This window comes from Pseudomonas algeriensis, assembly GCF_048847255.1.
Taxonomy (GTDB): Bacteria; Pseudomonadota; Gammaproteobacteria; order Pseudomonadales; family Pseudomonadaceae; genus Aquipseudomonas.
In genome coordinates this window covers 75132-93787 of sequence record NZ_JBKKRK010000018.1, presented here as the reverse complement: position 1 = coordinate 93787, position 18656 = coordinate 75132, and the positions used below count along the sequence as shown (strand labels likewise).

The window sequence follows — 18656 nt, the reverse complement described above, 5'->3', positions numbered from 1 at the left end:
TCCCCCTTGATACGGTTCAGCTTAGTTGCTCTTTTTGCCCTCGTCGTTCAATGCAGCACTTCGCAATGCTTTTCGCGCTTGTTGCTTGCGCAGCAATTGCCAGTGGGACAGCACCGTCCTCGGCGCCCAGATCTGCGGTTCCGAGGCTTCGAAATTGTCCGCCTGCTCGCGTTCGGCAACGATGCCCTTGGCGCGCTTGAACGCTTGCTCCAGGTCGTCGGTCTGGTTCAGCGCCTGGGCGAACAGGGCGTCGCCGAAATAAGTGAAGTTGGCCTCCTCGGAGCAGCCGAATGACACCCGGTCGGCCCGGGACGCGGTCATGATCAACGTGCGTTCATCCTTGAGCGCCGGAATGAACCCACCGGAATAACAGGCCGAGATCACCACGATCTTGTCGCGATGCTTGAGCGGCGCCAGGACAACGGCCAATTCGTCGGCGGGCAGGTCGGCCAGTTCCATGCGAGGTTGGTCGAGCACCAGTTCGTGCTCGCTGGTGCCGTGGCTGGTCAGGTAGATGAATATCAGATCTTCCGGGCCGCTGCGCTCGGCCAAAGTGACGGCGGCGCGGCGCAGGCTTTCGCGGCTGGCCATGGGCCGGTCGCTGAGGTGATCGCGGTGGTTCACCAGGCGGATCTGGCCGGTCGCGCCGAAACGGCTGGCAAGCATATTGGCAACGTAATCGGATTCACGCAGGAACACGCTCTGCTTGCCGTCGCCGCCCAGGGTCAGGCTGTACAGTTCCACCTCAGGCGTCGACGCGGGGATATCGGCCAGCGCTTCGTCGAGCAGGCGGCCTTGGGCCAGGATGCCGCGTTCGAGCACGTCCGGCAGCAGCTTGCCGTCGGCGTCGCGTATCCGCAGGCCGTTGGCCCAGGTGCCGCTTTGCACCGTGCCGTCGGTCAGTACCAGGGTGCCGCGCCCATGGTAGCTGTCGCTTTCGAACTGGCCCACGTAGAAGCTGCCATCGGGCAGGTTGAGGCGGCCCTCGCCGGTGAAGCGCCATTCGTTGAACTGGCCGAGATAATGACTGCCGTCCGCGCCAATCAGTTCGCCTTTGCCGGTCAGCGCGCCGTCCTTGAACTGGCCGATCCAGACATCGCCGTCGGCATTTTCATAACGCCCCCGACCGTTGAGTTGGTTGTTGCGGAAACCGCCGATGTAGACGTCGCCTTCGGCACTGTTGAACGTGCCCTTGCCCTGGAGCTGGCCGTCGACGAAATGCCCGGTGAACTGGTTGCCGCTGGCATCGAAGCGCTGGCCTTCGCCGTTGGGCTTGCCGTTGGCGAACGGGCCTTGATACTGGCTGCCATCGTCGAGTTCGAGACGCCCGAGGCCGGAGTAACGGTCGGCCTTGAATTCGCCCCGGTAGGTCATGCCGTTTTCCTTGAGCGTCCCTTCGCCGTCCCGCCGGCCTTGCTTGAAGCCGCCGGTGTAGCTGCTGGTCGGTGTGGTCAGGCTGCCCTGGCCATGGAACAGGCCTTGCTCGAATTGGCCGCGATAGACCTCGCCATTGCTGCCATGCCACTCCCCGGTGCCGTGCCACTGGCCCTTGTCGAACTGGCCGGCGTACCAGCTGCCGTTGGGGTAATCGATGCGTCCCTGGCCTTGCAACAGGCCGTCCACCAGGTCGCCGCGATAACGCCCGCCATCGGGCAGGCGTGCATCGGGAGGCAGCAGCGATTCGCCATCGCCGCAGGCTGTGAGCAGGAGGGCCAGGGTCAGGGGTACAAGTGCGCGCATAACGGGATCCAGGTAATCAGGCGACGAGTATGCCGCAGCTATGCGCGTTGACGCGATGCGAAACTGCATGAGCGGTTTCGCGACCGCGAGGGTCTACACGAAGCAGAGCGACAGTGGCTCGGCGATGTAGGCCGGTTTTTCCGAACCTTCGATTTCCAGCGTGGCGGTGGCCTTGAGCAGCCATTGGCCAGGTTTTTTCTCGGTCACGTCCACCAGATCGACCTTGAGCCGGACCTTGGAGTCGACCTTCACCGGCTGGATGAAGCGCACGCTGTCGAGCCCGTAGTTGACGACCATCTTCACACCCTCGGGCAGGATCAGGATGTCTTCCATCAATTTGGGCATCAGCGACAGCGACAGGAAACCGTGGGCGATGGTGCTGCCGAACGGGGTCTGCGCGGCCTTGACCGGGTCGACATGGATGAACTGGAAGTCGCCGGTGGCTTCGGCGAACAGGTTGATGCGGTCCTGGTCGATGATCAGCCAGTCGGAACATCCCAGTTCCTTGCCGACATAATCCTTGAGCGCTGTAACGGGAACGTAGGGCATTGAGACTCTCCTTGGTTCATCTGTCCTGCTTTTATGGAACGGGGGTCTGCGCCCCCGAGAACCACTGTAGATCAACATGGCCGACCGGGAAGGTCATCGACCATGCTTTTTACGAATGCCGAACCATAGCGTGGGCGTGCTTATAATGCCGGCGCATTCTTTGAACACGTGTTGCGGGGGAAAGAGCGGATGTTGCTACGGGGCCTGACCTGGCTGGTGCTGTTCCAATTGCTGGGCACTGCCATCAACCATTTGTTCCTGCCGATCCTGCCGGGGCCGATCGTTGGCCTGCTGCTGATGCTGGGCTACCTGATCACTCGCGGCGAAGTCAGCGAGCCGTTGAACCTGGCCGCCAGCAGCCTGTTGCGCTACCTGCCGTTGCTGCTGGTGCCGCCGGCGGTTGGGGTGATGGTCTATGCCCGGGCGATCGCGGCCGATTTCTGGGCGATTGTCGGTGCGCTGGTGTTGTCGTTGGTCCTTTCGGTGGCGTTGACGGGCGTGATGATGCAGCGCCTGGCCCGGCGCCACAGTGTCGAGCCGGAGGACGCCCCATGATGTTCGATTGGCAAGGCGCCTGGACCTCGGTCATCCATCACCCGCTGTTCGGCATCGGCATTACCCTGGGCGCCTATCAATTGGTGCTGGCGGCGTTCGAGAAGACTCGCTGGGTGTTTCTTCAGCCGGTATTAATGTCGATGCTGGTGTTGATCGCCGTGCTGGTGGGCTGCGGCATCAGTTACGCCGAGTACCGCAAGAGCACCGAGATCCTGAGCATTCTGCTGGGGCCGGCAACCGTGGCCTTGGCGGTGCCGTTGTACTTGAACCTGCGGCGAATCCGCCAATTGTTCTGGCCGATTTTTACTACGCTGGTGGTAGGCGGGGTGTTCGCCACCGGTTCCGCGGTGGTGCTGGGCTGGGCGTTTGGCGCCGAGCACATGATTTTGATGACCATGGCGCCCAAGTCGGTGACGTCGCCGATCGCCATGCTGGTGGCCGAGCAGATTGGCGGCGTGGCGGCCATGGCGGCGGTGTTCGTGCTGATCACCGGTGTGCTGGGGGCGATCCTGGGGCCGAGTATTTTGACCCGATTGGGTGTCCACAGCCCTGAAGCGCGGGGCATGGCCCTGGGCCTGACCGCCCACGCGGTGGGCACCTCGGTGGCGTTGCAGGAAAGCGAGGAGACCGGCGCCTTCGCGGCCCTGGCGATGAGTTTGATGGGTGTGGCCACGGCGGTGCTGCTGCCGCTGGTGGTGTCGATGACTGTTTAAGGAATGGGTTATGAGCTTGCCGCTGTTCCCGTTGAACACTGTGTTGTTCCCCGGTTGCACTCTTGATCTGCAAATCTTCGAGGCGCGTTACCTCGACATGATCGGGCGCTGCATGAAAAAAGGCGAAGGTTTTGGCGTGGTGTGCATCCTCGATGGCGAGGAAGTCGGCATTGCGCCCGATGGCTACGCGCGGGTCGGGTGTGAAGCGCTGATCACCGATTTTTCCCAGCAGGAAAACGGTCTGCTGGGGATCCGCGTGCAAGGCGCACGGCGTTTCCTGGTGCACAGCACCAGCGTCCAGGCGGATCAGCTCACCGTGGCGCAGGTCGAGTGGCTGGAGGACGAGCCGGAACAACCGTTGCAAGATGAAGATGCCGACCTGGTGGCGCTGCTCAAGGCCCTCGCCGAACACCCGATGGTCGAGGCGCTGAACATGGGCACCGAAGCCAAGGGCCAACAGTCCCTCGCCAATCAGCTGGCCTATCTGCTGCCGTTCAATGAACTGGACAAGATCGACCTCCTGCAACTGGACGACCCGCAACAGCGGCTGGATGCGATCCAAGCGCTGTTGGATGAATTACAGGGCGAACTGTTTGCCTGACATCAATAGGCATACCGCAACATCGCATGCGGCAGGTGCCGCAGGGCGAAGAAGCTGAAGGCCGCCAACAGCGCCGGCAGGACCAGCCACCAGACTCTTGGCGACATGGCGCGCAGCGGTTCCTGGCGCTGGGTCAGCCACAGGACGGCGGCGCAGACGGTGGCGGCGAGCATGGCGCCGGCAACGATGTCGCTCGGCCAATGCGCACCGAGGTACACCCGCGACAGGGCGATGGCCAGGGCCGGCAATGCGCCTAGCAGCAGCCAGGTCAAGCGCAGGCGCGGCGGCTGTCCCCGGCCGGCCAGCACGGCGAGGGTCAGGAACAGCGCGAATGCGCCAGAAGCATGGCCGCTGGGCATGCTGTAGCTGGTCAACGGTTCGCTCAGGATCTCAGGGCGCACGCGGGCGAAAAACAGTTTGGAGCCGGTGTTGGCCAGGGCCGTGAGCAGCATCGCGCCCCCGGCAAAGATTGCCTGGCGCCATTGGCGTCCCAATAACAACAGTCCGGTAACCAGGGCGCTGAAGATCAGCATGTAGCGGAATTCGCCGATCAGCGTGAAGGTCACGGCGATTTCATCCAGCGTTGCGCTGCGATGTTCCTGGACCAGGGCAATCAGGCCCTGGTCGAAAGCCGTCAGGTAGCGAAAACCAGTGAACAGGCCGATCAGGATGGCCAGGCCAACACCCGCGATGATTGCCGAGGCATGACGGTGACGACGCAGGCTGCTGTTGACGCTCAGGCCGAGCATCACCGCGATGCTGCCGATGACGACGCCGGCTTGTGGCCAGAAGCCTTCGGGCAGTGGCAGGCGGAACGCCGCTCCGGTGGCCCAGCCGGGTAGGAGATAGGCAACGGTCCAGCCTGCCGCCGCCACCACGCTGACGACCGCGAAGCGTGGGAACGGCATGTCGCACATCCCGGCCACCATCGGCAGCATCGGCCTCAGCGGGCCGATGAAACGCCCCACCAGCAGGCTGGCGATACCGTAGCGCTGGAAATAGCTTTCCGCTGCGCTCATCCATTCCGGATGTTGTCGCAGCCCCGGCAGGCGCCGGATGTTCTGGTGGAAATGCCGTCCGAGAAAGTACGAAACCAGATCCCCCAGCAATCCGCCGAGAAGGCCCAGCAGCAAGGTTTCGCCCAGGGACAGCGCCCCACTGCCGGCCAGCACCGCGATGGCGAACAACAACACCGTGCCCGGCACAATCAACCCGGCAATGGCCAGGCATTCAACGCAAGCGACGACAAACACCGCCACCGCCAGCCATTGCGGGTTGACGGTCAGCCAGCCGGTAATGCTATCGAGCCATTGGCCCATAAAGACAACTCCATTGAATATTGATGGGCATGCACGGCGTTGTGTTCAGGACAGCAAAACATAATCCCGGCCCTCGACCTGTCCGCGCCGCAGCGGGTTGCGGGTACACCATTGCGCGTAGGCGGCATCGACGAAGCGGTAGGGCAGGTGTTCGTCTCGTCCCAGTGGAATGCCCAGGCGAGTGGTCTGGATCACATTCACCGTTGGCACGCCCACATCTTCCACCAGCAGCCGTTCAGGGTCGAAGCGTTTGGCGTCCCAGTCCGGCACTTTCAGGCCCAGGGCCTTGCACAGCAAGGTCTGGCCAGCACACAGCTTTTGTGGCGCGCGTGGTCGGCCTTGGGCGTCGGGGTTGTTGAGGAGCATCCGCGCCAGGCTGTCCGGGCCGCTGATGGCATCCACCCAGGGATACGCAGACTTGATCAACACCGCATTACCCGGGCCTTGCGCACTGAAATTCAGTGAATCGCCGCCCCGGGCGTAATACATATAGATGTGGCCGCCATCGAGAAACAACGCCCTGCGCTTTTCCGTATAGCCCAGGGAGGCGTGGCTGCCTTTCTCGGCGAAGTAATAGGCTTCGGTCTCGATGATCCGCGCACTGAGCCACAGGCTGCCGACCTTGTGGCGAATGACCTTGCCCAGCAGGTCCCGGGCGAGCACCTGGGCGTCGCGATCAAAAAAAGCGTGTGGCAAAGCGATGGGTACGGAAGGCGATTCGGTCATGTCGATGGACGAAGTAAGGCCAAAAGTAGCGCGATGATAACAATGGAAAGCTTAATTACCGCTGAACATTCACGGAAACATTCGCGTTCGATGGCTGTTTTGCGCCTCCGCCGGTCACCGCTGTGAGTCCATGCTGTTAGTCGAGGGTTACGACAGCTATAATCTGCCGCTTTCCTCTTTGCCAAGACCACACAGACCATGACTGAGTCCGTTCTTGACTACATGACCCGCCTGGGTCGCGCCGCCCGCGAAGCGTCGCGCGTCATCGGCCGTGCCAGCACCGCGCAGAAAAACCGCGCCTTGCAGGCCGCCGCCAACGCGCTGGACGCGTCTCGCGCCGAGTTGTCCGCCGCCAATGAGCTGGACCTGGCCGCTGGCCGGGCCAATGGTCTGGAGCCGGCCATGCTCGAACGCCTGGCGCTGACACCGGCGCGCATCGACGGCATGATCGTCGGTCTGCGCCAGGTCGCGGCACTGCCGGACCCGGTCGGGGCGATCCGCGACATGAGCTATCGGCCATCGGGTATCCAGGTCGGCAAGATGCGCGTGCCCCTGGGCGTGGTCGGGATCATCTACGAGTCGCGGCCGAACGTGACCATCGACGCCGCGAGCCTGTGCCTGAAGTCCGGTAACGCGACCATCCTGCGTGGCGGTTCCGAGGCGATCCATTCCAACCGCGCCATTGCCGCCTGCATCCAGCGTGGCCTGGCCGAAGCCAACCTGCCGGCCGCCGTCGTGCAAGTGGTGGAAACCACCGATCGCGCCGCGGTCGGCGCGCTGATCACCATGCCCGAGTTTGTGGACGTCATCGTGCCCCGCGGCGGCAAGGGCCTGATCGAGCGCGTCAGTCGCGACGCCCGCGTGCCGGTGATCAAGCACCTGGACGGCATCTGCCATGTCTACGTCAGCGCCCACGCCGAATTGCCGAAGGCCCAGCGCATTGCCTTCAACGCCAAGACTTATCGTTATGGCATCTGCGGTGCGATGGAAACCCTGCTGGTGGACCAGGCCGTAGCCAAGGATTTCCTGCCGTCGATGGCTGCCCAGTTCCGCGAAAAAGGCGTCGAGCTGCGTGGTTGCGAGCGCACGCGGGCAATCATCGAGGCCGTTGCGGCCACGGAAGAAGACTGGGATACCGAATACCTGGCGCCGATCCTGTCGATCCGCGTGGTCGATGGGCTCGACCAGGCGATCGAGCATATCAACCGTCATGGCTCCCATCACACCGACGCCATCGTCAGCGAACACCAGGGCGAAACCCGGAGTTTCGTGGCGCAAGTGGACTCTGCTTCGGTGATGATCAACACCCCGACCTGCTTCGCCGATGGCTTTGAATACGGATTGGGTGCCGAGATCGGCATTTCTACTGATAAGCTGCACGCCCGCGGTCCGGTGGGCCTCGAAGGCCTGACCTGCGAGAAGTACATCGTGGTCGGTGACGGCCAGTTGCGCGGACAGGAGCCGGCCTGACTTGGGCGACCTCGACCCACTGGCCTCTATGACGATGCCCGTTGTGACGGCGATCGCGCCAAAGCGCATTGGTATCCTGGGTGGCACATTCGACCCGGTGCACATCGGCCATCTGCGCGGTGCGCTGGAAGTCGCCGACGCGCTGGCCCTCGATGAGTTGCGCCTGACGCCCAGCGCCCGGCCGCCTCATCGGGACACGCCGCAGGTGTCGGCCCGGGATCGCCTGGCGATGGTCGAGTGCGCGGTGGCCGGCGTGGCGCCGTTGGTGGTGGATGCCCGCGAATTGCAGCGGGACAAACCGTCCTACACCATTGATACCCTGGAGCTGATGCGTGCCGAACTGGCCGCTGATGCCCAGGTTTTTCTGCTTCTGGGCTGGGACGCTTTTTGCGGCCTGCCCACTTGGCATCGCTGGGAAGAGTTGCTCCAGCATTGCCACATCCTGGTGCTGCAACGCCCGGATGCCGACAGCGAACCGCCGGATGCCTTGCGCAACCTGCTGGCGGCGCGCTCGGTGAGCGACCCGCTGGCCCTCAAGGGGCCGAGCGGACAGATTGCATTCGTCTGGCAGACGCCGCTCGCGGTATCCGCCACCCAGATCCGTCAACTGCTGGCCAGCGGTAAGTCGGTACGTTTCCTGGTGCCCGACGCGGTCCTGGCCTACATCGATGCGCACGGGCTGTACCGTGCGTCGAACTGAACAAGGCGTGCTCCGCCGACACGAATCCACGTGTACCGAGCACCCGAACACATGAGCAAAACGAGTTTTCTATGACTGACAAAGACCTGAACAAAGTTAAGCGCAAGGGCACCTTCAAGAGCGCCCCGCTGCCGGTAGAAGCACACGCCGGCGTGGCGCTGACCGGCGAAGAGCTGGTCAAGGTGGCCGTGGCGGCCCTGGAAGACGTCAAGGCCCAGGACATCCAGGTGATCGACGTTCGCGAGAAGCAGAGCATCACCGACTACATGATCATCGCCACCGGTACCTCCAATCGCCAGATCAATGCGATGCTGGAAAAGGTTCGCGAAGAAGTCAAAAAGCAAGGCGCCAAGCCGTTGGGCGAAGAAGGCAAGGGCGAAAGCGACTGGGTGCTGCTGGACATGGACGATGTCATCGTTCACATGATGACCGCGTCGGCGCGCCAGTTCTACGACCTGGAACGCCTGTGGGCAGGCGCCGAGCAGAGCCGTTCGGCCAGTGCCGCGCACCACAGCCCGGAAAACTCCCATGAGCACTTCACCAAGCTCAACAAAGACCAGCAATAAGGGATCGCTGTGCGACTGCGCCTGATCGCCGTCGGTTCTCGCATGCCCAAGTGGGTGGAAGAAGGCTGGCATGAATATGCCAAGCGTCTTCCGTCCGAGCTGGCCCTGGAACTGGTGGAAATTCCGCTCAATACCCGTGGCAAGAACGCTGACGTGGCGCGTTTCATCCGCCAGGAAGGCGAAGCCATGCTGGCCAAGGTCGGGCCGAACGAGCGGATCGTCACGCTCGAAGTCCACGGCAAGCCCTGGAGCACCGAGCAACTGGCGGTGGAGCTCGATCGCTGGCGATTGGATTCGCGCACGGTCAATTTCATGGTCGGTGGCCCGGAAGGGCTGGCGCCTGAAGTCTGTGCGCGGGCCGATCAGCGCTGGTCGTTGTCGCCCCTGACGTTGCCGCACCCACTGGTGCGGATCCTGATCGGTGAACAGTTGTACCGTGCCTGGACAGTCTTGTCCGGGCACCCTTATCACAAGTAATCCTGCCCTCATGCCTCAGCCGATCCGCATCAAGGACCACGAAAAAGACGCCCGTCTGGTGCGGGGCCGCGTCGTGTTCGGGGCTATCGCCGTGGTCACGCTGATCGGCGTGCTGATCGCGCGGCTGTATTTCCTCCAGGTCATCCAGTACGAGTATCACTCGACCCTCTCGGAGAGCAACCGCGTCCACGTACAGCCGATTCCGCCGACCCGAGGGCTGATTTTCGACCGCAATGGCGTGGTGGTGGCCGATAACCGGCCCAGCTTCAGCCTGAGCATGACCCGCGAGCGCTCTGGCGACTGGCAAAAAGTCCTCGACGTGATCGTCGAGGTGCTGCAGTTGACACCTGAGGACCGGGCGATTTTCGAGAAGCGCATGCGCCAGGGCCGGCGCCCCTTCGAGCCGGTGCCGATCATGTTCGAGCTGACCGAAGAGCAGATCGCGCTGATCGCGGTGAACCAGTTCCGCCTGCCCGGTGTCGAGGTGGTGGCGCAGTTGGTGCGGCATTATCCGCAAGGGCCGCACTTTGCCCACTCGGTCGGCTACATGGGACGGATCAACGAGAAAGAGCTCAAGACCCTCGATCCGGTCAACTACAGCGGCACCCACCATATCGGCAAGACCGGTATCGAGCGTTTCTACGAGGCCGAGCTGCACGGCCAGGTGGGATACGAGGAAGTCGAGACCAACGCCCGAGGCCGGGTGTTGCGGGTGCTCAAGCGCACCGACCCGATTCCTGGCAAGGACATCGTCCTGAGCCTGGACATCAAGTTGCAGGAAGCCGCCGAAGCGGCGCTGGGCGGACGGCGTGGCGCCGTGGTCGCGTTGGACCCCAGCACCGGCGAAGTCCTGGCGATGGTCAGCCAGCCAAGCTTCGACCCGAACCTGTTCGTCACCGGCATCAGCTTCAAGGCCTACGCCGAGCTGCGCGATTCCATCGATCGGCCGCTGTTCAACCGCGTGCTGCGCGGCCTGTATCCGCCGGGGTCGACCATCAAGCCGGCCGTGGCGATCGCCGGGCTGGATGCCGGCGTGGTCACTGCATCGAGCCGGGTCTATGACCCCGGTTATTACCAACTGCCGAACTACGACCACAAGTACCGTAACTGGAACCGCACCGGTGACGGCTACGTGGACCTGGAAACGGCGATCATGCGCTCCAACGATACCTATTTCTATGACCTGGCCCACAAGCTGGGGATCGATCGGTTGTCGTCCTACATGAACAAGTTCGGTCTCGGCCAGAAAGTCTCCCTGGACATGTTCGAAGAATCGCCGGGCCTGATGCCGTCTCGGGAGTGGAAGCGCGCGACACGCCGACAGGCCTGGTTCCCGGGCGAAACCTTGATCCTGGGGATCGGCCAGGGCTACATGCAGGCCACGCCGTTGCAACTGGCCCAGGCCACGGCTCTGGTGGCGAGCAAGGGCAAGTGGTATCGCCCGCACTTGGCCAAGACCATCGAGGGCCAGAAGCCCGTGGATCCGGACCCGGTGCCGGACATCATCCTGCGCAATCCATCGGACTGGCAGAAGGTCAACATCGGCATGCAACAGGTAATGCACGGTGCCCGGGGCACGGCGCGCAAGGCTTCCATCGGTGCGCAATACCGGATCGCCGGCAAGAGCGGGACCGCCCAGGTCGTGGCCATCAAGCAGGGTGAGAAGTACGACCGCTCCAAGGTCCAGGAGCGCCACCGCGACCACGCCTTGTTCGTCGGTTTCGCGCCGGCCGATAACCCGAAGATCGTCGTCTCGGTAATGGTCGAGAACGGTGAGTCCGGTTCTGGTGTCGCCGCGCCGGTGGTGCGCCAGGTCATGGACGCCTGGCTGCTGGATGAGCACGGCCAGCTCAAGCCCGAATTCGCAAGCCCGATCAGCGCGGAGGCTACGGCCCGTGAAGAATAATTTCGACCGCATCCTCTCCAGCGAAGATGTGATGCGCCGTCGCGCCACGTTGCTGCAGCGCATGCACATCGACGGTCCGCTGCTGATCCTGCTGTTGACCCTGGCGGCCGGCAGCCTGTTCGTGCTGTATTCAGCCAGCGGCAAGAATTGGGACCTGCTGGCCAAGCAGGCCACCTCGTTCGGCATCGGCCTGGTGTCGATGATCGTCATCGCCCAACTCGAACCACGCTTCATGGCGCGCTGGGTGCCACTGGCCTATGTGGTCGGCGTGGGGTTGCTGGTGGTGGTGGACATCATGGGTCATAACGCCATGGGCGCCACCCGCTGGATCAACATCCCCGGGGTGATCCGTTTCCAGCCCTCGGAATTTCTCAAGATCATCATGCCGGCGACCATTGCCTGGTACCTGGCCAAGCGCTCGTTGCCGCCGCAACTCAAGCATGTATGTATCAGCCTGTTGCTGATCGGTATCCCGTTCATCCTGATCGTGCGCCAGCCGGACCTGGGCACTTCGCTGCTGATCCTGGCCGGCGGCGCGTTCGTGCTGTTCATGGGCGGGTTGCGCTGGCGCTGGATCCTCAGCGTGATCGCCGCCGCCGTGCCGGTGTCGGTGGCCATGTGGTATTTCGTGATGCACGACTACCAGAAGCAACGCGTCCTGACATTCCTCGACCCGGAAAGCGATCCGCTGGGCACCGGCTGGAACATCATCCAGTCCAAGGCCGCCATCGGTTCCGGTGGGGTGTTCGGCAAGGGTTGGCTGATGGGCACCCAGTCGCACCTGGACTTTTTGCCGGAAAGCCACACCGACTTCATCATTGCCGTGATGGGCGAGGAGTTCGGCCTGGTAGGCATCTGCGTGCTGCTGCTGATCTATCTGCTGCTGATCGGGCGAGGCCTGGTGATCACCGCCCAGGCCCAGACCCTGTTCGGCAAATTGCTTGCTGGCAGCCTGACCATGACTTTTTTTGTTTATGTTTTCGTCAACATCGGTATGGTCAGTGGCCTGTTGCCGGTCGTGGGGGTGCCGTTGCCATTCATTAGCTACGGAGGAACTTCGCTGGTGACGCTACTGTCAGCGTTTGGGGTTTTGATGTCGATTCATACGCATCGCAAATGGATCGCGCAGGTTTGAATAAGGTGAAGAGTTCAATGCAAGCAATGCGTGGCTGGTCGACGCGATATGCGCCGTGGGTCGGCCTGGTCGGCTTACTGGGCTGTGCGCCGCATGCCTTGGCGGGCGAATACGAAGGCTCGCCGCAAGTGGCCGAATTCGTCGGTGAGATGACCCGCGACTACGGGTTTGCCGGCGAGCAGCTGATGGGGGTGTTCCGCGAGGCCGAGCGCAAGCAGTCGATCCTCGATGCGATCTCCCGGCCCGCCGAGCGCGTCAAGCAGTGGAGCGAGTACCGGCCGATGTTCATCACCGAGGCGCGTATCGCCCGGGGCGTGGACTTCTGGCGTCAGCACGAGGCGGCCCTGGCTCGCGCCGAGCAGGAATATGGCGTGCCGGCCCAGGTCATCGTGTCGATCATTGGCGTTGAAACTTTCTTTGGCCGCAACACCGGCAATTTCCGGGTCATCGACGCATTGTCGACCCTGGGCTTCGATTATCCGCCGCGCGCCGAGTTCTTCCGCAAGGAGCTGCGCGAGTTTCTGCTGTTGGCCCGCGAAGAGCAGGTCGATCCGCTGACTCTCAAGGGTTCCTACGCCGGAGCCATGGGCCTGCCACAATTCATGCCCAGCAGTTTCCGCGCCTACGCGGTGGATTTCGACGGTGATGGCCACATCAATATCTGGACCAACCCGACCGATGCGATCGGTAGCGTTGCCAGTTATTTCAAGCGCCACGGCTGGGAAGCCGGCGAGCCGGTGGTCAGCCGTGCCGACGTGCGCGGCGAGCAGGTTGACGAGGGCTTGACCGAAGGGATCGAGCCGACGAAAACCGTCGGGGAGTTGCGAGCGCTGGGCTGGTCGAGTCATGATGCGCTGCGTGACGATATGTCCGTCACCGCGATGCGCCTGGAAGGCGAGCAGGGCCCTGAATATTGGATGGGCCTGAAGAATTTCTACGCGATTACGCGTTATAACCGCAGCGTGATGTACGCCATGGCTGTATATCAACTGTCTGAAGAGCTGGTCAAAGCACGGGGCGTCAAATAATGCAGGCATTGCCTACCTATCAACCCCTGAGAGCCAGGCCCCTCAAGCTGGTGGCATTGGCGGCGCTGTCGTTACTGGTTGTCAGTTGTTCGACCAGCCGCGCACCCACCCAGAAAAGCCCCAACGTCGTGCGCGCCACGCCAGGCCTGGACATCAACCGGGCCCACAAGGACGGCGCGCCGTGGTGGGACGTGGATGTCTCGCGCATTCCCGACGCGACGCCGACCCTGCACACCGGCCCCTACAAGGCCAACCCGTATACGGTGCTGGGCAAGACCTATTTCCCGATGGCTGAATCCAAGCGCTACGTCGCCTCGGGCACGGCGTCCTGGTACGGCACCAAGTTCCACGGCCAGAACACCGCCAATGGCGAGGTCTACGACCTCTATGGCATGAGCGCGGCCCACAAGACCTTGCCACTGCCCAGTTATGTGCGGGTGACCAACCTGGACAACAACAAGACGGTGATCCTGCGTGTCAACGATCGTGGGCCGTTCTATTCCGATCGCATCATCGACTTGTCGTATGCGGCGGCGAAAAAGCTCGGTTACGCTGAAACTGGCACCGCGCGGGTAAAAGTCGAGGGCATCGATCCGCAGGAATGGTGGGCCCAGCGCGGCCGTCCGGCGCCTTTGATGCTCAACGAGCCAAAAGTAGCGCAGAATGCCGCGCCAACCGTGACGGCTTCCACCGGCACGGTCGAGCAATGGACCCCACCGCCGCAGCAGCATGCGGCGGCCGTGGTGCCCGTGCAGATCGACGCAAAAAAAAACGCTTCTGCAACAGCGTCTGGCCAGTATCTTCAAGTGGGCGCGTTCGCCAACCCGGACGCTGCAGAGCTGTTGAGATCGAAGCTGAGCTCGATGGTCAGCGCGCCGGTGTTCATCAGCTCGATCGTGCGCAACCAGCAGACACTGCATCGGGTGCGCCTGGGGCCGATCGGTTCTCCGGGTGAGGTCCAGCAGGTACAGAACAGCGTGCGCCTGGCCAATCTCGGTTCGCCGAGCCTGGTCACCGCTGAATAATTGATTGAGGCCCGCTTGTGGTTTGGGCGGGTCAGGTTGTTGGCTCGATGAATAACAAAAGCCCGGCAAGGGTTGTGAGTGAGCAACTTAAGTGCGCGGCGGCCCGTTAGAAAGCTGCCTGTTTAGTATTGCCTCCGGGCAGTTTCCATTAGCGATTTCGAGAGACGGATGAACATCACCACCTTTGCCAAACGCCTTTGCCTGCTAGTCCCGCTGCTTCTCTCACCGGCCGCGTTCGCGGTCGAGATGATGCCGGCGCCGCCTCAATTGGCCGCCAAATCCTTTGTGCTCATGGATGCCAGCAGCGGCGAGGTGCTGGTGGAGAACAACGGTGACCAGCGTCTGCCACCGGCCAGCCTGACCAAGCTGATGACGGCCTACATCGCCACGCTGGAAATCCGTCGTGGCCAGATCGGTGAAAACGATCCGGTGACCGTCAGCGAGAATGCCTGGCGCACCGGCGGTTCGCGGATGTTCATCAAGGTCGGTTCGCAAGTGACCGTCAGCGACCTGCTGCACGGGATCATCATCCAGTCCGGCAACGACGCCAGCGTCGCCCTGGCCGAGCACATCGCCGGCAGTGAAGACGCATTCGCCGACATGATGAACAAGACCGTGGCCGACCTGGGCATGACCAACAGTCACTTCATGAACCCGACCGGTCTGCCGAACCCGGAGCATTATTCGTCGGCTCACGACATGGCGATCCTGGCGCGGGCGATCATTCATGAAGACCCGGCGCACTACGCCATCTATTCCCAGAAAGAGTTCTTCTGGAATGGCATCAAGCAGCCCAACCGCAACCTGCTGCTGTGGCGCGACAAGACTGTCGACGGTCTGAAGACCGGCCACACCGAGGAAGCGGGTTACTGCATGGTGTCGTCGGCCGTTCGTGACGGCATGCGCCTGATCGCCGTAGTGTTCGGCACCAACAGCGAAGTGGCCCGCGCCGCCGAGACCCAGAAGCTGCTGACCTATGGTTTCCGCTTCTTCGAAACCCAGACCTTCTACCAGAAGGGCACCGAACTGGCCCAGGCCCAGGTCTGGAAAGGCGCCACCAACCAGGTCAAGGCCGGCCTGGCCCAGGACCTGACCATGACCTTGCCTAAAGGCCAGCTCAAGAAGCTCGCCGCCAGCATGACCATGAACCCGCAACTGACCGCGCCGATCGCCAAGGGTGACGTCATCGGCAAGGTCGAAGTCAAACTGGACGACAAAGTGGTGCACAGCGCCGACCTGATCGCGCTGGATGCGGTCGAGGAAGGTGGTATTTTCCGCCGCATGTGGGATAGCATCCGTCTATTCTTCTACGGCTTGTTCAACTGATTTCAAGTGTTGACCTGCATGGCCCCGTTCCTTTCCGGCACGGGGCCATGTTCGTTACCACGGCTTGCGAGGCCGTTACGCCATGACAGACTCCGAAGTAAAGGCGCCAAAGATCGAGTTTCCTTGCGAGGACTACCCGATCAAAGTAATCGGCGACACCGGTGTGGGCTTCAAGGACAAGATCGTCGCGATCCTTGAGAAGCACGCCACCGTTGACCTCAAGACCCTGGCCGAGCGCCAGAGTACCAACGGCAAGTACACGACCATCCAGCTGCATATCATTGCCACCGGCCAGGAACAGCTCTACGACATCAACAGCGAGCTGCGAGCGACCGGTTTCGTGCACATGGTGTTGTGATGCCGGGCACGCTGGGCTTTCGCGAGCTGGGCACGATGGCTTACGAGCCGGTCTGGCATGCCATGCAACGCTTCACGAACGAACGCGGTACCACCGCCGACGATGAAGTCTGGCTGGTCGAGCACCCACCGGTGTTCACCCAGGGCCAGGCGGGCAAGGCCGAGCACGTGTTGTTGCCCGGCGACATCCCGGTGGTGAAGGTCGACCGGGGCGGGCAGGTGACTTACCATGGGCCCGGCCAACTGGTCGCCTATCTGTTGCTGGATGTGCGCAAGCTGGGATTCGGTGTACGCGAGCTGGTCACCCGCATGGAAACGTGCCTGATCGATTTGCTCGCCAGCTACGGCGTAAGCGCGGCGGCAAAGCCCGATGCGCCGGGCGTGTACGTCGACGGGGCGAAGATCGCCTCCCTTGGGCTGCGGATCCGCCATGGCTGTTCGTTTCACGGCCTGGCGTTGAACGTGGACATGAATCTTGAGCCGTTTCGACGGATTAATCCCTGTGGCTACGCAGGGCTGGCGATGACCCAGCTGCGCGATCACACAGGATCGATTGAATTTGCCGAGGTAAGTGCCCGGCTGCGCGCGCAGCTCGTCAAACACCTCGACTATGCTGAGCAGACGACCCTCACGGGCGGAATCGACTGATATGACTACTGATGCAGTGCAAACCATGATCCCGACGCTGGACGTCACCGAGCGTCCGGCCCCGCGTGCCAAGGTAGAGGCCGGCGTCAAGCTGCGCGGCGCCGAGAAGGTTGCACGCATCCCGGTCAAGATCATCCCGACCACCGAATTGCCGAAGAAGCCCGACTGGATCCGCGTGCGCATCCCGGTCTCTCCGGAAGTCGACCGCATCAAGGCGCTGCTGCGCAAGCACAAGCTGCACAGCGTCTGCGAAGAAGCCTCCTGCCCGAACCTGGGCGAGTGCTTCTCCGGCGGCACCGCGACGTTCATGATCATGGGCGACATCTGCACCCGTCGCTGCCCGTTCTGTGACGTCGGCCACGGCCGTCCGAAGCCATTGGACACCAACGAGCCGGAAAGCCTGGCCATCGCCATCGCTGACCTGAAGCTCAAGTACGTGGTCATCACCTCGGTGGACCGCGACGACCTGCGTGACGGCGGTGCCCAGCACTTTGCCGACTGCATCCGCGAAATCCGCAAGCTGTCGCCGAATGTCCAACTGGAAACCCTGGTGCCGGACTACCGCGGCCGCATGGACATCGCCCTGGAAATCACCGCCGCCGAGCCGCCGGATGTGTTCAACCACAACCTGGAAACCGTGCCGCGCCTGTACAAGGCCGCGCGTCCGGGTTCGGATTACCAGTGGTCGTTGACCCTGCTGCAACGCTTCAAGCAAATGATGCCGCATATTCCGACCAAGTCCGGCTTGATGCTGGGCCTGGGTGAGACCGATGAGGAAGTCATCGAAGTCATGAAGCGCATGCGTGAGCATGACATCGACATGTTGACCTTGGGGCAGTACCTGCAACCTTCGCGCAGCCACTTGCCGGTGCAGCGTTTTGTGCACCCGGATACCTTTGCCTGGTTTGCTGAGGAGGGGTACAAGATGGGCTTCAAGAATGTGGCTTCGGGGCCTTTGGTGCGTTCTTCGTATCATGCTGATGAGCAGGCCAAGTTGGTCAAGGCTGAGCTTCTGGGGTCCTGATCTTTTAGCTTTGGGTGGTGTGTAGATCCGTTATTGTGTGATAGCGGCTTATGGTTCCGCCCTTACGGCGGGTTACTTTTTTCAGACGCCAAAAAAGTAACCAAAAAGGCTTTGCCCCACCACTCGGTGCCTCGCCTAGGCTCGGCATGCCTGAACGAAGGCATCGCTCCGTGGGCCGCCGCGAAGGGCCATCCATGGCCCAGCGCGGCTAACCCGGCATCCATGCCGGGTTACCCACTGCACAATACCTTCGTTCAGCCATCGTGGTTAACGGGGCGTTTCAGATCAAAAGCAAAAGCAAAAGCAAAAGCGAGGCGGCCTTTAGGCCGACCTGTTTTTTGGTGAGCGCGTTTCTTCTGTGGGGGGCTTGCTTGCGATAGCGATGTGTCAGTTTGCGGTTATGCCGAATGTGCCGGCCTCATCGCGAGCAAGCTCGCTCCCACAGGAGTTTGCGGCGCATATGAATTTTGTGTCGCTCTTGCTTTGGATCTTGATCTTGATCTTGATCTTGATCTTGATCTTGATCTTGGCGCCCCGTTAAACCACGCTGGCCGAACGCAGGCATTGCGCAGTGGGTATCCCGGCATGGATGCCGGGATAGCCGCGCTGGGCCATGGATGGCCCTTCGCGGCGGGCCCACGGAGCAATGCCGGAGTGAGGGTACGCCGAGCCTAGGCGAGGTGCCGAGTGGTGGGGCGGAGCGTTTTTGGTTACTTTTGGCGCTCTTTCCAAAAGTGACCCGCTGTAAGAGCGGAACCATAAGCCGCCGTTACCGCAGAAACGGATATTCA

19 protein-coding genes are annotated in these 18656 nt (G+C 62.2%); 15 read left to right on the top strand and 4 right to left on the bottom strand.

Annotated elements, in window-relative coordinates:
- Positions 1-21: 21 nt before the first annotated feature.
- Complete coding sequence (locus ACLK1G_RS22065) at positions 22-1740, bottom strand: C13 family peptidase (protein WP_420767344.1); 1719 nt, start codon at positions 1738-1740, stop codon at positions 22-24.
- A 93-nt stretch (positions 1741-1833) separates the two neighbouring features.
- On the bottom strand, positions 1834-2289 hold the full coding sequence (locus ACLK1G_RS22060; protein ID WP_420767343.1) for a MaoC family dehydratase: 456 nt from the start codon (positions 2287-2289) through the stop codon (positions 1834-1836).
- A gap of 189 nt (positions 2290-2478) precedes the next feature.
- Between ACLK1G_RS22060 and ACLK1G_RS22055 the strand changes: the two genes are divergently transcribed.
- The 3 genes from ACLK1G_RS22055 to ACLK1G_RS22045 are packed head-to-tail and all read left to right on the top strand — an operon-like array spanning position 2479 to position 4158.
- Positions 2479-2844, top strand: a complete 366-nt coding sequence (locus tag ACLK1G_RS22055; protein ID WP_420767342.1) for a CidA/LrgA family protein — start codon at positions 2479-2481, stop codon at positions 2842-2844.
- On the top strand, positions 2841-3557 hold the full coding sequence (locus ACLK1G_RS22050; RefSeq protein ID WP_420767341.1) for an LrgB family protein: 717 nt from the start codon (positions 2841-2843) through the stop codon (positions 3555-3557). The genes ACLK1G_RS22055 and ACLK1G_RS22050 overlap by 4 nt, the downstream gene beginning before the upstream one ends.
- 10 nt (positions 3558-3567) lie before the next feature.
- A complete protein-coding gene (locus ACLK1G_RS22045) occupies positions 3568-4158 on the top strand; it encodes an LON peptidase substrate-binding domain-containing protein (RefSeq protein ID WP_420767340.1) in 591 nt (196 codons plus the stop codon).
- A 2-nt stretch (positions 4159-4160) separates the two neighbouring features.
- Here ACLK1G_RS22045 and ACLK1G_RS22040 read toward each other — a convergent pair whose 3' ends face one another.
- Together ACLK1G_RS22040 and ACLK1G_RS22035 are read right to left on the bottom strand one after the other, a co-directional pair.
- Complete coding sequence (locus ACLK1G_RS22040; protein WP_420767339.1) at positions 4161-5477, bottom strand: bifunctional DedA family/phosphatase PAP2 family protein; 1317 nt, start codon at positions 5475-5477, stop codon at positions 4161-4163.
- A 45-nt stretch (positions 5478-5522) separates the two neighbouring features.
- Positions 5523-6203 carry a DNA-3-methyladenine glycosylase gene (locus ACLK1G_RS22035; protein WP_420767338.1) on the bottom strand — a complete coding sequence of 227 codons (681 nt, stop codon included), beginning with the start codon at positions 6201-6203 and terminating at the stop codon, positions 5523-5525.
- Between the two features lie 198 nt (positions 6204-6401).
- On the opposite strand from ACLK1G_RS22035, the gene ACLK1G_RS22030 reads away from it, so the two are divergent.
- From ACLK1G_RS22030 to lipA, 12 genes are all read left to right on the top strand, one after another.
- Positions 6402-7673, top strand: a complete 1272-nt coding sequence (locus tag ACLK1G_RS22030) for a glutamate-5-semialdehyde dehydrogenase (RefSeq protein WP_420767337.1) — start codon at positions 6402-6404, stop codon at positions 7671-7673.
- Positions 7674-7701: 28 nt separating this feature from the next.
- A complete protein-coding gene (nadD, locus tag ACLK1G_RS22025; RefSeq protein WP_162488984.1) occupies positions 7702-8373 on the top strand; it encodes a nicotinate-nucleotide adenylyltransferase in 672 nt (223 codons plus the stop codon).
- A gap of 71 nt (positions 8374-8444) precedes the next feature.
- Positions 8445-8939: a ribosome silencing factor gene (gene rsfS / locus ACLK1G_RS22020; protein ID WP_420767336.1), complete on the top strand. Its 495-nt coding sequence runs from the start codon at positions 8445-8447 to the stop codon at positions 8937-8939.
- Positions 8940-8948: 9 nt separating this feature from the next.
- Positions 8949-9416 (top strand): 23S rRNA (pseudouridine(1915)-N(3))-methyltransferase RlmH, encoded by a 468-nt coding sequence (rlmH, locus tag ACLK1G_RS22015; protein WP_003185785.1) that lies wholly within the window; start codon positions 8949-8951, stop codon positions 9414-9416.
- A gap of 10 nt (positions 9417-9426) precedes the next feature.
- Positions 9427-11322, top strand: coding sequence for a penicillin-binding protein 2 (gene mrdA, locus ACLK1G_RS22010; RefSeq protein ID WP_420767335.1), 1896 nt, complete (start codon positions 9427-9429; stop codon positions 11320-11322).
- A gap of 31 nt (positions 11323-11353) precedes the next feature.
- Positions 11354-12457: a rod shape-determining protein RodA gene (rodA, locus tag ACLK1G_RS22005; protein ID WP_045157031.1), complete on the top strand. Its 1104-nt coding sequence runs from the start codon at positions 11354-11356 to the stop codon at positions 12455-12457.
- Positions 12458-12474: 17 nt separating this feature from the next.
- The gene (mltB, locus tag ACLK1G_RS22000; protein WP_420767334.1) at positions 12475-13485 is read left to right on the top strand and encodes a lytic murein transglycosylase B; all 1011 of its coding nucleotides are present in this window, start codon (positions 12475-12477) and stop codon (positions 13483-13485) included.
- Positions 13485-14510 (top strand): septal ring lytic transglycosylase RlpA family protein, encoded by a 1026-nt coding sequence (locus ACLK1G_RS21995; protein ID WP_420767333.1) that lies wholly within the window; start codon positions 13485-13487, stop codon positions 14508-14510. Before mltB ends, ACLK1G_RS21995 begins: the two co-directional genes overlap by 1 nt.
- Before the next feature lie 168 nt (positions 14511-14678).
- Positions 14679-15836 carry a D-alanyl-D-alanine carboxypeptidase family protein gene (locus ACLK1G_RS21990; RefSeq protein WP_420767332.1) on the top strand — a complete coding sequence of 386 codons (1158 nt, stop codon included), beginning with the start codon at positions 14679-14681 and terminating at the stop codon, positions 15834-15836.
- An 82-nt stretch (positions 15837-15918) separates the two neighbouring features.
- Positions 15919-16194 carry a DUF493 domain-containing protein gene (locus tag ACLK1G_RS21985; protein WP_420767331.1) on the top strand — a complete coding sequence of 92 codons (276 nt, stop codon included), beginning with the start codon at positions 15919-15921 and terminating at the stop codon, positions 16192-16194.
- Entirely contained in the window at positions 16194-16841 is a 648-nt protein-coding gene (gene lipB / locus ACLK1G_RS21980; RefSeq protein ID WP_420767330.1) for a lipoyl(octanoyl) transferase LipB, read from the top strand. Before ACLK1G_RS21985 ends, lipB begins: the two co-directional genes overlap by 1 nt.
- 1 nt (position 16842) lies before the next feature.
- Positions 16843-17865 carry a lipoyl synthase gene (gene lipA / locus ACLK1G_RS21975; protein WP_014340371.1) on the top strand — a complete coding sequence of 341 codons (1023 nt, stop codon included), beginning with the start codon at positions 16843-16845 and terminating at the stop codon, positions 17863-17865.
- Positions 17866-18656: the final 791 nt, after the last annotated feature.